Here is a 13,919-nt window from a genome sequence, read left to right on the forward strand (position 1 = left end):
ATTCCGGTTGCATCGGAATGATTTAACCACAGAGAACGTAGAGAACGCAGAGAAAGAGAAGAGAGAGATGAATAATTCCGATGCAAAGATCGAGAATATTATTTGTCAGTATTTTTTATTGAACTGTCAGCAGTCAACAGTCAACAGTCAACTGTCAACTGCCAACTGTTAACTAACTAATACTCCACTAGCGTGACGATCGGCACATCCGGCAATTTCTGCCTGCCGCCCAAAGCCTGCAATTCAATGATAAAAGCAAAACCGACAAGCTCGCAGCCCGCTTGCTCCAACAATTTAGCCGTCGCCGCCGCTGTTCCGCCAGTGGCGATTAAATCGTCCACAATCAGCACCCGGCTGCCGGATGTCATCGCATCTCGGTGCATCTCCAGTCGATCGACACCGTACTCCAATTCGTACTCAGCAAAATGAACCGCACCGGGCAGTTTCCCAGGTTTGCGGACAGGAATAAAGCCTATTCCCATTTTATAAGCCAAAGGCGCGCCAAAGATGAAGCCCCGCGATTCCATGCCCACCACATAGTCAACAGACATTGCAGAGCATTTTTCGGCTAAGGTGTCAATGGTGTAGCTGAGCCCTTGCGGGTCGCGCAGCAAAGTTGTAATGTCTCGAAACAGAATTCCCGGCTTTGGGAAATCAGGAATGTCGCGAATCAGAGATTTGAGATCCATAAGCTTGCAGATCGGCGTTGAGGGTAACGAGACATCAAAAATGGTACAATAATAACGTCAAAATTTAAAAATTAAAGAATAAAAATTAAAACTAAGAGCTTCTTTAATTTTTATTCTTTAATTGCTTAATCCTTTACGTACTATGTAAACAAATGTCATAATTCCCTAACAACAGGGTTGAATATCAACATTTGTCACCCTATGATCGAAAATCAAAAATCTAATATCTAAAATCCAATGATTAAGTTGGCAGCACGAGTGGGTGAGGTTTCTCCTTCTATAACCTTGGCGATCGCAGCTAAGGCTAAAGCCATGAAGGCCGAAGGGATTGATGTCTGTAGTTTGAGTACGGGAGAACCCGACTTTGATACCCCCGAACACGTTAAAGCAGCGGCAAAACAAGCTTTAGACGAGGGGAAGACTAAGTATGGCCCTGTGGCTGGGGAACCGCAGTTAAAAGCTGCGATCGCCCGCAAACTCCGCGATGACAACAATCTCAACTATCAACCGGAAAATATTATTGTCACCAACGGCGGCAAGCATTCCCTCTACAATCTGATGATGGCTCTGATCGAGCCTGGAGAAGAAGTAATTATTCCGGCTCCCTACTGGCTAAGCTACCCTGAAATGGTGAAACTCGCTAGCGGCAAGCCAGTAATTGTACAGACTGATGCTTCTACAGGATATAAAATTACACCGGAACAACTGAGTCGAGCGATTACTCCCAAAACCAAGTTATTTGTACTGAATTCGCCTTCTAACCCGACGGGAATGGTTTACTCTCCGGCGGAAATAAAAGCATTGGCTGAGGTGATAGTCGATCGAGATATTTTAGTCGTTGCTGACGAGATTTACGAAAAAATTATATATGACGACGCCCAACACGTCAGCATCGGTTCCCTGGGCCAAGAAATCTTCGATCGCACCCTGATCAGCAGCGGTTTTGCCAAAGCTTACTCGATGACAGGCTGGCGAATCGGTTATTTGGCCGGGCCGATCGAATTAATCAAAGCCACCAGCACCATTCAAGGTCACAGTACCTCAAACGTGTGTACCTTTGCACAGTACGGCGCGATCGCAGCTTTGGAAAGCAGTCAAGAGTCTGTCGAAACAATGCGTCTAGCTTTTGCCGAAAGGCGTCAGGTAATATTTGAATTACTCGATGCTGTCCCTGGAATTAGCTGTATTAAACCAGACGGTGCTTTCTATATGTTTGTCAACATCAGCAAGACGGGAATGAATTCTTTGGAATTTTGCGACGCTTTCTTAGAACAGCAGCAAGTAGCAGTTATTCCGGGGATTGCATTTGGTGCAGACGACCATATTCGCTTGTCTTACGCTACCGATTTAGGCACAATTAAAAAAGCCGTAGAAAGGCTCGATAAATTTGTCCGCAGCCTCTAAAAATTAGTCATTAGTCATTAGTCATTAGTCATTTGTTATTTGTTCTTGGTAGCAACTGACTAATTACCGATTGCTGTTGACTATTGACTGACTAATGCTGACTGTTGACTCATACCAATTTAAAAAACTCTTGCTACAGTAATTGTCTTATATAAATTATCGTTCATTCACTCTCACCATCGGCCGGACACGGCAGTGCCGTTTCCCTACAGACGATAGCTGATAATTTATATGTCGCACTACTTTTGTGAATGGGTATAACTACTGCTGACTAATGACCAATGACTAATGACCAATGACTAATGACTAATGACTAATACCTAAAGCTGTTTAGTCATAATCTCTTTGAGCAAATCCAGTCCCTTCTTAACTCGCCGAGAAACTGTCACCGCACTGATACCCAAGCGTTCAGCCGTTTCCTTCTGCGTCAAATCGTAGAGAAAAACAAACTCCAATATCTCGCGAGTCCGTTGTTCCAACATAGCCAAAGCTTGCTGTACGCGAATTTGATCCTCTTGCGCCAACTGAAAACTCCGATACTTGCTATCGGGCACCAATTCTCCCAGACAAGTCGCCCCCTCATCTTCATCTTGCATCGGGGCGTCCAAACTTAGAGGCGATCTGTTGAGATGGGCCAACTTAATTTCTTGCCATTCTTGTAAAGAAACCTCAAGGACTGCTGCTACTTCAGCATCCGTAGGTTTGCGGTTTAACTGCACCTGCAAATCCTTGATCGCTGCTACTGATTTGCGTTCCAGGGACTGCCAGTGGCGGGGAAATCGCACAGAAGGGCTTTTGTCCCGCAAGTAGTGTTGAATTTCGCCCCGAATGTAGGGAATGGCAAAGGAACTAAAAGCGTGCCCCTTCGCGATATCAAACCGCTCGATCGCCCTGATTAACCCAATACATCCGACTTGCAGCAAATCGTCGTAGCTTTCACCGCACTGGTTGATCCAGTGGTAAACTTCTTTTCTGACCAGTCCAATATTCAGTTTAACTAACTGATTGCGGATTTCATTCGATCCAGAAAGTTGGTACTCGCGCAACAATTGCAAATTTTCGCTTTTTAGCTCGTTCGGCAGTGTGGTAGACATGGTGGCATAAGGGTGGGTAGAGCAGAGGACTGAGGTTGCTTTAGATCTAGCTTCTAATCTAGTCTAAAAAAATTCACTTTTAGGTAGTGTAATCCTAGCACTTAATAGGTGTGATAGCGGACACACCAGTTGAGTTTTCGGTACGTGAACGGATTTAGTGGGATTCTCCGAAGTTTTTCGGCATAAGGCAGACTTTTACCAGGTAGAACGCCTTCGACCGCATCCCCAATTTAACCAGGTTTTTTGAAAAAAATATTATAAACTGAAAGCGGTTTGAATACAATACTTTAATTAATAAAAAATCCCAACTTCATAACTTGCGAATGACCACTATTTAATCAGAAATTTAGTCATTAGTCAACAGTCCTAAGTTATGTTGCTCAAGACTGTTGGCTAATGAAGGGCGAGCAGGAGCTTTATGGCCAGAAACTGCTCAAGTTCGATCGATCCAGAAAGCCAATTTTATGACACAGAAGGCTCAATGCGAGCGTAAAACAAACCCCGAATTTTTACGTCCAGAGCTGGTCTAGCTCCCAAATCAGTATCAGAAGGCTGCGTGCTCTCAAAAATCCCGCCAACTTCGCCAGTGGCGCTGTTGACTTTAGCAACTTGGAGAGAAATTTTGCCCGCCTTGGTGCGCGTGTCAGCTACCTTAACATTAGCCCGCACACGTTTGGAATTGTCAGTAGCCGGAAGCGCTACAGCATTGTCGTAGCCAGTCGATACCCCGCGAGCTTTAGGATCTAAAAAGCCTGCGCTGCGGTAAGAAGGAACGTTAAACTCCCCTCTCAAATCGGTGGAAGTATTGATAGCAACCACTCCCGGTTCGGAACTTGCAACTAGCTGTTTAATGGTAAACAAGAAAGGTACTTGCTCTCCGCCCGGTAACTGAATCGTAATAGCTTGAAAATCCAAGCCGTCTTCTTCTGTGAAAGTCAGAGTTCCGTCTGTACCGACCTTGAGTGTACCTTGAACTTGGTCAATGCTCGACGTGAACCGGGTCAGCAATTTACCAGGCACAAATTCCGCTTCTTGGCGTTTGTTTGCTGGTTCTTCCTTCACAAAATAAGTTGTGGGCTGCAAACACAAACCAGTCAGTTTATAGGTGGCGCCCGCTTCGATGGGGATCGATCCCCGAGAAGTTTCTGCCAAGCTAGGGCAGTTATTAGCCAAGCCAGTACCTCTAATCTCGTCGTAGGTGAGCAACTCAGTAGTCGCCACCGTCGTGTCAGGAGCAGAAGAACAAGCAACCAGCGCACTCATGCAAAATGCTAAAAGTGCAACAATTAAAGCACGATATTTCATTGCAAACCTCAATATCCAACATCGGATTATATTAAGAAAAAGCCCTACTTCGAGCAAAATATAATTGCCCGCCGGCAGGCTAGGCCAGCGCTTAGGGCAGCATTTAGATCCAGATCGCTCGCTTCACCGACACCGGCATTGACTCCAAAAATCAAGCTAGTGTGCCGTGAAAATAAGCATGAACTTATGATTTCTCAATCGTGTTCGGATCGCAGCCCAATACACATGGTACGACGGGTTGTGCTCTTTTCCTGACTTGGGCTGCAAATTAATATTGCTTAAGTCAACCTACTTAAGTTACTTTGCTTATGACCCCGAATGGCGATCGCGACTAGCTCGATTAGTCGGTTGACCAAAAGGCTGGGGACAAAGGCCTTGTAGATTTCAAAGGAAGCAGCAGTATGGACAACGGCAAAGATTTAGAGTCAGAAAAGTTGCAGTCTCAAATGCAATCGCTGACAGAGGCGATTCGGACTTTAGCCGAAAGTTGTCAGGGAGACAGTCTGCTGCTTTTGGCCCTGCTGCGGAGGCTGGAAGCTTCGCACCGGGAAATTCGGGACGGTTTGTTTCAAGCGTCTTTTCCCGACAACCGCCAAGCACTTTACAAACTGCTCAGGAATATTGAAGCCAATGGCGGCTGGCCTTACATCCACCGCATGAAACTTCGATCGCTCTTGGGGTACAGCCAACAATTATCTCCCCTAGAAGATTCTCCAGCCGAGTCGTCAGAAGAGTCGGCCGAAACTCCCCAAGACGTTAAATAGTTTTGAGTGATGAGTTTAGTGAGTTTTACATTAACTCATCACTCCTCAGTGAGCTGCGCGATCGCGCTTAGAACTAGAAAGGTGTAGGAGGTAAGGGTAGCGGGTTGGGCACCGTCGGGAATATCGGCGTCTGGCCCTGCATTTGCAATAGTCTGGGAGTCGGAGGGATCGAACTAATTGATAGCAGAGGCGAATCAGGCACGCTAACAGTCGGCGGAATCGGAATCCTCGTAGTAGTCGGCGTGGGAGTCGGAGTCGGTGCTGCTGTGGGAGTCGGAGTCGGTGCTGCTGTGGGAGTCGGAGTCGGTGCTGCTGTGGGAGTCGGAGTCGGTGCTGCTGTGGGAGTCGGAGTTGGTGCTGCGGTGGGAGTCGGAGTTGGTGCTGCTGTGGGAGTCGGAGTTGGTGCTTCCGTGAGAGTTGGAGTCGGTGCTTCCGTGGGAGTTGGAGTCGGTGCTTCCGTGGGAGTTGGAGGCGGAGTTGGAAGTGATTCTGTAGTTGAAGTTTGAGGTTGAGCTGGATCTGTAATTGTGCTTGTAACTGTAGTTGTAGTTGTAGTGGTAATGGTGGTTGGCCTGGGAGTAGCCGTCCCAGTCACAGCGATAAAATCATTCGCTTCGATCAGCGCCGCTGGAGTGTCGATCAAAATTGCTAAAAGCTTGCCGTCGAGCGTCGTAATTACTGTATCCCTGACATTTGCACCGTTGCCTTGGGTAACTAGCAGTTGAGCGAAAGATAAATTGCTCGGCAGTCCAAAGAAATCCTCTGTGTCATTGTAATCAGTAATTAAAGCCAGACTGCCAGGCCCGGCTCCCAATCCAAAAACATCGCTGCCGCTGCCGCCAGTCAGAGTATCCGAACCCTCGCCTCCGATTAAAGAATCATTACCCTCTGCTCCAAATAAATTATCATTGCCGAAACCGCCCAAAATTGTATCGTCGCCGATACCTCCAGCCAGGGAGTCATCGCCAAAACCACCGTCGATACCATCATTACCTTTGCCACCAAACAGAAAGTCATTACCTTCTTCTCCCAGTACCGAGTCGTCGGCTTCATCGCCGCGAAGGGTATCGGAACCGGTGCCGCCAAAAACTGTATCGTCAGCCTTGCCGCCGAATATCTGGTCGTTACCAGCATCTCCGAAGAGCGAATCATTGTCGGCATTGCCGTACAAAGTGTCGTCGCCGTCGCTGGCACTCAAGTAATCGTTGCCCTCACCGCCCAACAGTTGATCCCTGCCGCTACCGCCGTTGAGAGAATCGTTCCCGGAATTCCCGTAGAGAAAGTCATCATCAGCATTCCCGAACACGGAATCGTCGCCGTCATTCCCTGTGAGGGTGTCGTTGCCAGTACCGCCGGCAATCACATCAAAGTCTCCGTTGCCAAAAACTAAGTCGTCCCCAGCGTCTCCCACCACGCTGTCTATCCCGTCGTTGCCTTCGAGGATGTCGTTGCCCAAACCGCCGCGGATCGAGTCGTCGCCGTTCCCGCCGGAAGCAGAATCGCGGCCTTGGTTGCCAATGAGTTCGTCATTTCCTTCACCGCCAAGCAACGAATCTGCTCCGTCAGCTCCAAGAAGCTGGTCGTTGCCGCCGTCGCCCTCTAGGGTGTCATCTCCTCCCGCACCCAGGGGCGTGTCATCCCCATCTAAGCCGCGAATTCGATCGCCCAGCGGAGTTCCTAGAATAAAGTCGTTGCTGTCTGTGCCGATCAGGTTTGCCATACGGGATACACCGGTCCTCAATAAAATAAATTGTTTGAAATTATGTTAATCGCCTTCGTGACAAGGGATTGCTGCTTGCCTAGGTTAGCATAATTGAGATTTTGGCAATCTGGCGCAGGGGCGCTGGAAGTTTTGTCCGTATCCGGAGTTGCGATCGGGGCTGGTATAATGCCCGATTAGTCATTAGTCATTAGTCAACAGTCATCAGTCATTAGTCAACAGTCATCAGTCATCAGTCAACAGTCAACCGTCATGAATTAACAGTCAACAGTCAACTTTTATTCAGTAACAGGTAACACTATCTCAAATTCACTCCCTCCCCCCAAAATAGAATTGACATTAATTGTTCCACCGTGGGTTTCGACTACAATCTGGCGGGCTATCGCCAATCCTAAACCAGTGCCTTTTCCTACTGCCTTCGTGGTGAATAAATGGTCAAAAATCCGCTGTTGTACTGCTTCCGTCATACCCGCACCGTTATCGGTAATCTGAATTTTGATGTGTCGATCGCCCGACAGACTGGTACGAACTGTGATACAGTGTTGATTGGCTTTAATTGCCTCCAAACTGCGTCCTTGGTTTGATTCTTCTAGGGCATCGATCGCATTAGCAAGCAGGTTCATAAAGACTTGGTTCAGTTGACCGGGAAAGCATTCGATTTGCGGGAGATTACCGTAGTCTGTGACGACTTCGATCGCGGGATGGTGTTCGTTGGCTTTCAGCCGATGTTTCAAAATTAAGATGGTGCTGTCAATGCCCTCATGGATATTAAACGGAACTTTGTAGTCTTTATCAGCTCTGGAGAAGGTGCGGAGGCTGGTGCTAATGCCGCGAATACGATCGCACCCCACTTTCATCGACAACAGCATCTTTGGCAAATCTTCTAAGGCATACTCTAAATCAATATCCTCAGCATCTTCTTCAATTTCCTCCCCTGGATTCGGCAGTTTTTCTTGATATAATTTTAAGTGGGCAATCACATCTTTAATCGTGGTGGTTGCTTCCTCAATATTGCCGCTAATAAAGCCGACAGGATTATTAATTTCGTGGGCTATTCCTGTGACTAAATTGCCCAATGTGGACATTTTTTCGCTTTGCACGATCTGTAACTGTGCTTGCTGCAAATCAAAGAGCGATCGCTCTAATTCTTGTGCATAAGCTTGAGATTGTTGGTACAAGCGGGCATTTTCTATAGAGATAGCCGCTTGGGCGCACAAAAGTTGGATGACTTCAGTGCGATCGTCTGTAAATGCACCAATTGTCAAGTTATTTTCTAGATATAGCAAGCCGATTAATTTACCCTGATTTAAAATTGGCACGCACAGCACACTTTTGGGCTTTTTCTGCATCAAATACGGATCGGCAATAAAATCGTTTTGTACTGCTGCATTATCCAAAACTACAGTTTTCCAAGTCCGCTTAACATAGTTGACCACAGCAGCGGGAACCTCGTCGTTGGCTGACAGCGGTACAGATATTGAGATGACATCTCGATGGAAGGAGGCCACAGCTTCGATCGCCAGATTCCCATCCTTAAGCAACAGGAGAACTGCTTTTTTTGCCCCGGCATTTTCCATCACCACACACATCAGTGCAGCTAGCAATTTTTCTAATTGAATTTCACTCGATAGACTTTGGGAGGCTTTGAGAATTGTCGCGAAATCGAGGGCTTCGTAAATACTGCTGTTGCTAGATAGAGTTGTGTGCCAGGTTTGATGCAAAACTGACGATTTATTGATTGTGTGGAGGCGAGTTTCGCTGATTCCAAAACGATTTTCTCTTGCTTGCAATATGGGAGCAAAAAGTTGGGGATAGCGTTTTTCTAAGTCATCAATTTTGGCTTTCGCACCCCAGCGAGCATAACAGTAGTAGGCTTCTTGCATATAAGCTTGCGCCACTTTTTCTTTGCCCCAGTCGAGGTAGAATTTAGCTGCTAGTTCGTTAGCGAGGGCTTCTTCTTGGATGTATTCGTTTTCTTTCGCTCCAGAAATGGCGCGATCGTACATTTCAATAGCTTCTGCCCTCTGTCTGGCAACTCGGTATTTCTCTGCTTCTACCAACTGCCACTTATGCAAATAATTCATGGGGGCGTGTTCTGCCCAATGCTGCAACTTCCTTTGATTTTCCTGAACTCGTTGCGACTGCGTTTCTAACTCCGTCTCGGACTCAGGAGTGGCAAGGGCTATGAGTGAGTCATAGAAATATAAACCAGCTTCGGAAGCAGTTCCTGCACATCCGGCTATATACTGTCTTGCTCGATCGACATCTGCCCAGGCCCCAGCAATGTCTTCCAGCAGGAATCTCAACGTTGCCCTGTATAGATAGAAGACGCAGAGTCGGTAAAAATCCTTAGAGGCAAGCGACTCAGAAACCAGCTTCTCCTCATAGCGTTCCTGTTCAAAGGAAATCTCCAAGTTGTTTGGATTACCCAATAAAAACAGCGTTGTTTCCCAATAAATCGAACAATAATTTGCCGTCGTTAGTTGGTTGAGGTCGAGTAATTGCTGACGGTATGCCCGAATTTGGGGATCGAGTTCTGCTAAAGGCTGACCGCACCCGTAGGAATGTAGACAAAATCCATGCCCATTAAACCCCACAAACTCTAAATTTCCTGTTTCTAATCCGGCTTGATAGCCTGCCTGAAGAATGGGGAGGGTATCCCGCAAATGCGATTTGCGATGGTACAAAAAGAGTCCGATCACAACACAACTTGCAGAGCGAATATTTTTGGCCTCCGCGCTACTGCCAAGACGATAGGCTAATCGGCCAAACTGATCGGCTACCGTCACATCTTGTAGAAAGTTGTTGAGAATAATCCCATAAGAACTATAGCTAAAAGCTGAAGTACGACTGTTGCCATATTGGATAGATAAATTTACCTGTAAGGCAGCCACCAGCGCAAACAAAGACGAACCAACCAGATAACAAACTGACACCAGACTTGCCGCCACTTGCATCGTGGCCAGCTTTTGGGTATCCACCATCGCTGGCAGATCGAATAACTCTTCAATCGGTCGATCGCCGAGCAAGCTATTAATTTCCTGCACAGCTTGCTGAATATCTTCTGATGTAGGGGGATCGGGCAATTCAACTCCTAATTCTTTGAGAATCAACAAACCGATAGTAATTGCTTCTAAAAACTTGTTCTGGGACGATAATGCCTGAATTTTGACGGTGTAAACGTTCACTCGCTCTAGGGGAGTTCTGGTATGATGAATCACAGTTTCAATCCACCGATTCATCTGGTCAAATTCGCCACAAAGTGAAGCCACTTCTGCTGCTATGTCGTGCAAGTTCAAGGTCATCTCGTACTGTCGTTGCCAAGCGCTCTCTCCAAGCAAATTTAGCCCGATCGCAGCATACTCGCGAGCAGCTTGATAAGCAGTAGCGCCTCTGGCTTTGCGGCAAGCCGTGAGGTTGAGTTGTGCCAATTCATCGCGTTCTATTTGGTCTTCAATCAGCGCAATACCATAATTTAACTGATTGACAACTGAAAAAATTTGCTCTTCTATAGCTGCGGCTGAAATTTGCTGGATCAGCAATTGTCCGATCTGATAGTGAGCGCGCGATCGCTCTTGTTCGGGAATTAAAGAATAGGCAGCTTGCTGAACGCGATCGTGCAAAAACTTGTAATTCACCACCTCCGAATTGTCGGTTTCTTCCCGTCTTTCTCGCCCCATATAAAACTTGTAGACTTCACTTTCAGGCAGGATTAACCCTTCTTGCAAAGCCTTCCACAAATCCGCCGCCGTTTCCGTTTCCAATTGCTGGGAGACAACTGCCAAAGTCCCCAAATCAAACTGATTCCCAACACAAGCAGCCAACTTCAACACATTCTGAGTCCCTGGCGGCAATTTTTGCAACTGCAACGCCATAAACTCGACCACATCATCCGTCAGCGCTGCCTCCCGAACTCGCACAATATCGCACTGCCAACAACCAGCAACCCGGTCAAACTCAATCAGCCCATCCTGATGCAGTGCTTTGAGAAACTGCGTTGCAAAAAAGGGATTTCCTTGGGTTTTTTGTGCCACCAAATCAGCCAAAGGTCTTGCCCAAGATCGATCGCAATTGAGCGTATCAGCAACCAAATGATTTAGACTTTCTGAACTCAACGGTTCCAGCGTCAGAGTATTCACCGTCGCCCCAGCTTTTGCCATTGCATCCAGTGTCAGCATCAACGGATGTGCTGCAAACACTTCATTATCTCGGTAGGCACCAATTACTAATAAATAGCCGGTTGCTGACTCGGCAACCAGCAGTTGCATTAACCGCAGCGAGGCGGAATCAGCCCACTGCAAGTCATCCAAAAACATCACCAGGGGATGTTCTGGTTTGGTGAACACGCGAATAAAAGTTTGAAACAGCAAATCAAACCGATTTTGGGCAGCCGTTCCTGATAATTCGAGTGCGGGCGGTTGTGGCCCAATAATTCTTTCGAGTTCTGGGATTACTTCAATAATGACTTGTCCGTTATCGCCCACTGCTTGCAATATTTGAGTTTGCCAATTTTTCAACTCCTGGTCACTGGCGGTCAACAATTGTCCCATTAAATCTCGAAATGCTTGGACAAAAGCTGAAAAAGGAATGTTGCGGTTAAATTGGTCGAATTTGCCTTTGATGAAATAGCCGCGCTGGCGGGCAATTGGTTTGTGAACTTCATTGACAATTGCAGTTTTGCCAATCCCAGAAAAACCCGCGACTAACATTAACTCACAGCCTCCACCCTGTTCTGATGGCTGCTGGGAAAAACCTGCTACTCGATCGAATGCTGCCAGCAATTCGGCAACTTCGGTTTCGCGGCCGTAGAGTTTTTCGGGTATGAGGAAGCGATCGCCCACATCCCTCTGCGCGATCGTAAAACTCTCTATCCTACCGTTTTCTTCAAGTTGCTTCAAACAAAATTCTAAATCGAATTTCAGTCCCAACGCACTCTGATAGCGGTCTTCGGCATTCTTTGCCATTAATTTGCTGACAATCTCCGACAGGACGGGCGGGATTGCGGGATTTATTTCATGCAGTGATGGCGGTTGCTTGGCAATATGACAGTGGATCAATTCCATCACATCGTTGGATTGAAACGGCAATTGTCCCGCCAGCAATCCGTAAAACGTCACGCCCAAAGAGTAAAAGTCTGTCCGGTAGTCAATCCCCCGATTCATCCTTCCCGTTTGTTCGGGAGACAAATAGCTGAGTGTCCCTTCCAGCACGTTAGGATTCATCAGGGTTTGAGTTTCCCTTGGCAGCAAAGATGCAATACTAAAGTCAATGAGTTTGACTTGTTTTGTATGCGGATTAATTAAAATATTGGCTGGTTTAATGTCTTTGTGAATAATGCGGTGGCGGTAGAGTATATCTAATGTATCACTCAGGTCGATCGCCACTGGCAAAAACTCGCTCAGAGACGGCCCAGTTTCCCCTTTTTCCATCCATTCGTTCAGAGAAATTCCCCCAAAGTCTTCCATTACCAGCGCATAGCTGTTTTGGTAGGGTTCTAAACTGTAGGTTTCGATGATTCCGGGCAAGTTGAGATTTTTGGCGATCGTGTACTGATTGCGAAATTGCACCAGTTCGCTGAAGCTGGGATACTGACTCCGCAGGACTTTGATGGCTACTGGCTGTGTGTCGCCCGTGCGGAAAGCTCGATAAACTAGGGTGCGAGTTCCTGAGTAAATGCGATCGAGAAGTTGATAACCTTTCAATGTAAAATTTATACTTGCCATACTTTTATTGTTCCCGTCCTCAGCGAGGTATTTCCACATTAGCAGAAGCCAATACAGTTTCCCAGTCCCGTGATTATTATTTTAAATCAAGATGACATATATGGCTCCATATTTGTGATGGGATCACTGAAATAAGGCAGTTTAAAAACTGAGCAATTTCTATTTTTTTTATTAAAAATTAAATAGCCTCATCCATAGGGGAATAGTGAATAATAAACTAACGCAGCCGAGGCCGATCGCAGTTACGGCTAATTCGCGATCGAGATTGAAAGCTTCGGCCAACAACGTAGTACCAAAAGCAGGAGGCATCGCCATTTGCAGCACTAGCACAAGTCGCGGCGCGCCCGCGATCCCCAAAAACGTTAATCCCGTGCCAATTGCCAAGGGAACTAACAGCATTTTAATCGCCAGACAAGCCAAAACTTGTTTGAGGTTGTGCAAGGAATTCAACTTGCTCAACTGCATCCCGATCGTAATTAAAGCTAAAGTAATTACACTCCAAGCACTTGTTGTTAACAATTCTGCGATTTGTGCTGACAACGGCAAGCTGCGCGAGACAAACCCTAGACCAAAAGCCCACAGTGCCGGATTCTGAAAAATTGCCCGCACCGGACTTAACCAACTCTGATGGCGATCGCTTTTACCGCAGTGAGAAGCAATAGCAACTCCCAGTATATTGATTCCCACGGTAGTGCCTAGCAAGTCGTAAAACAACGCCCAGGCAAAGTGTTCCGACCCTAATAAGGACAAGCTGACGGGAATGCCTAAAAAACCCGTATTACCCACCATCGTTGCCAATAAGAAGCTGCCTTGAGTGGGCAAACTCCAAGCGCTGGTGTGTTCCGGGCTATTTTGGGCGATCGGATTAAGAGTCTTGAAACGTCCCTCGCCGGCACCGAAATTTATCAAAATCCCAGCGAGTCCTCCACCTGCTAGAATTGCCGCCCAAGCTATCAGCGGCGCCATCCAAATAGCGCCAGATAAATTGGCGCTACGGATAAAAGCAACAATGCTCAATGGCGTGCCAAAGAAGAAAAGAAACTTGGCTAAATATGTAGAATAGCTTCTTGGTAGCTGGCGGCCGAGAATGAATCCCAACGCCACCCATCCGAACACATTTAGATAAAGTTTGAGCAGCGGATTTTCTAAATAAACCATGATTGACTAAATATTTACTAAACGACTTACGCAAATCCACTACTTTTGCCAAAACAGCGCAC

The 13,919-nt window shown here is 46.8% G+C and carries 8 protein-coding genes; 2 read left to right on the forward strand and 6 right to left on the reverse strand.

Features of this window, described 5'->3' with window-relative positions; genetic code table 11:
- Positions 1-176: 176 nt before the first annotated feature.
- Positions 177-689, reverse strand: coding sequence for an adenine phosphoribosyltransferase (locus QUA24_RS03575; RefSeq protein WP_333227271.1), 513 nt, complete (start codon positions 687-689; stop codon positions 177-179).
- A gap of 237 nt (positions 690-926) precedes the next feature.
- Here QUA24_RS03575 and QUA24_RS03580 point away from each other — a divergent pair, with 237 nt between their 5' ends.
- Positions 927-2,093 carry a pyridoxal phosphate-dependent aminotransferase gene (locus tag QUA24_RS03580; protein WP_333227273.1) on the forward strand — a complete coding sequence of 389 codons (1,167 nt, stop codon included), beginning with the start codon at positions 927-929 and terminating at the stop codon, positions 2,091-2,093.
- Positions 2,094-2,413: 320 nt separating this feature from the next.
- Here QUA24_RS03580 and QUA24_RS03585 read toward each other — a convergent pair whose 3' ends face one another.
- Together QUA24_RS03585 and QUA24_RS03590 are read right to left on the reverse strand one after the other, a co-directional pair.
- Positions 2,414-3,187 (reverse strand): RNA polymerase sigma factor SigF, encoded by a 774-nt coding sequence (locus tag QUA24_RS03585; RefSeq protein ID WP_333227275.1) that lies wholly within the window; start codon positions 3,185-3,187, stop codon positions 2,414-2,416.
- A 462-nt stretch (positions 3,188-3,649) separates the two neighbouring features.
- The gene (locus QUA24_RS03590; protein ID WP_333209506.1) at positions 3,650-4,492 is read right to left on the reverse strand and encodes a photosystem II manganese-stabilizing polypeptide; all 843 of its coding nucleotides are present in this window, start codon (positions 4,490-4,492) and stop codon (positions 3,650-3,652) included.
- Between the two features lie 401 nt (positions 4,493-4,893).
- Between QUA24_RS03590 and QUA24_RS03595 the strand changes: the two genes are divergently transcribed.
- The gene (locus QUA24_RS03595; protein ID WP_333227277.1) at positions 4,894-5,256 is read left to right on the forward strand and encodes a hypothetical protein; all 363 of its coding nucleotides are present in this window, start codon (positions 4,894-4,896) and stop codon (positions 5,254-5,256) included.
- A 73-nt stretch (positions 5,257-5,329) separates the two neighbouring features.
- Here the strand turns inward: QUA24_RS03595 and QUA24_RS03600 are convergent, their stop codons facing one another.
- The 3 genes from QUA24_RS03600 to QUA24_RS03610 form a co-directional block, all read right to left on the reverse strand.
- Positions 5,330-6,976 (reverse strand): calcium-binding protein, encoded by a 1,647-nt coding sequence (locus QUA24_RS03600; RefSeq protein ID WP_333227279.1) that lies wholly within the window; start codon positions 6,974-6,976, stop codon positions 5,330-5,332.
- Positions 6,977-7,254: 278 nt separating this feature from the next.
- A complete protein-coding gene (locus QUA24_RS03605; RefSeq protein ID WP_333227281.1) occupies positions 7,255-12,699 on the reverse strand; it encodes an AAA family ATPase in 5,445 nt (1,814 codons plus the stop codon).
- A 171-nt stretch (positions 12,700-12,870) separates the two neighbouring features.
- Complete coding sequence (locus tag QUA24_RS03610) at positions 12,871-13,857, reverse strand: AEC family transporter (protein ID WP_333227283.1); 987 nt, start codon at positions 13,855-13,857, stop codon at positions 12,871-12,873.
- Positions 13,858-13,919 lie beyond the last annotated feature (62 nt).

It is taken from the genome of Microcoleus sp. Pol12B5 (assembly GCF_036701335.1).
GTDB lineage: Bacteria > Cyanobacteriota > Cyanobacteriia > Cyanobacteriales > Microcoleaceae > Microcoleus.

Bases quoted from the DNA above. Each gene is read 5' to 3' on its own strand.
- QUA24_RS03575 (WP_333227271.1), bottom strand. From the start codon at position 689: ATGGATCTCAAATCTCTGATTCGCGACATTCCTGATTTCCCAAAGCCG.
- QUA24_RS03595 (WP_333227277.1), top strand. From the start codon at position 4,894: ATGGACAACGGCAAAGATTTAGAGTCAGAAAAGTTGCAGTCTCAAATG.
- QUA24_RS03600 (WP_333227279.1), bottom strand. From the start codon at position 6,976: ATGGCAAACCTGATCGGCACAGACAGCAACGACTTTATTCTAGGAACT.
- QUA24_RS03610 (WP_333227283.1), bottom strand. From the start codon at position 13,857: ATGGTTTATTTAGAAAATCCGCTGCTCAAACTTTATCTAAATGTGTTC.
- QUA24_RS03590 (WP_333209506.1), bottom strand. From the start codon at position 4,492: ATGAAATATCGTGCTTTAATTGTTGCACTTTTAGCATTTTGCATGAGT.
- QUA24_RS03605 (WP_333227281.1), bottom strand. From the start codon at position 12,699: ATGGCAAGTATAAATTTTACATTGAAAGGTTATCAACTTCTCGATCGC.
- QUA24_RS03585 (WP_333227275.1), bottom strand. From the start codon at position 3,187: ATGTCTACCACACTGCCGAACGAGCTAAAAAGCGAAAATTTGCAATTG.
- QUA24_RS03580 (WP_333227273.1), top strand. From the start codon at position 927: ATGATTAAGTTGGCAGCACGAGTGGGTGAGGTTTCTCCTTCTATAACC.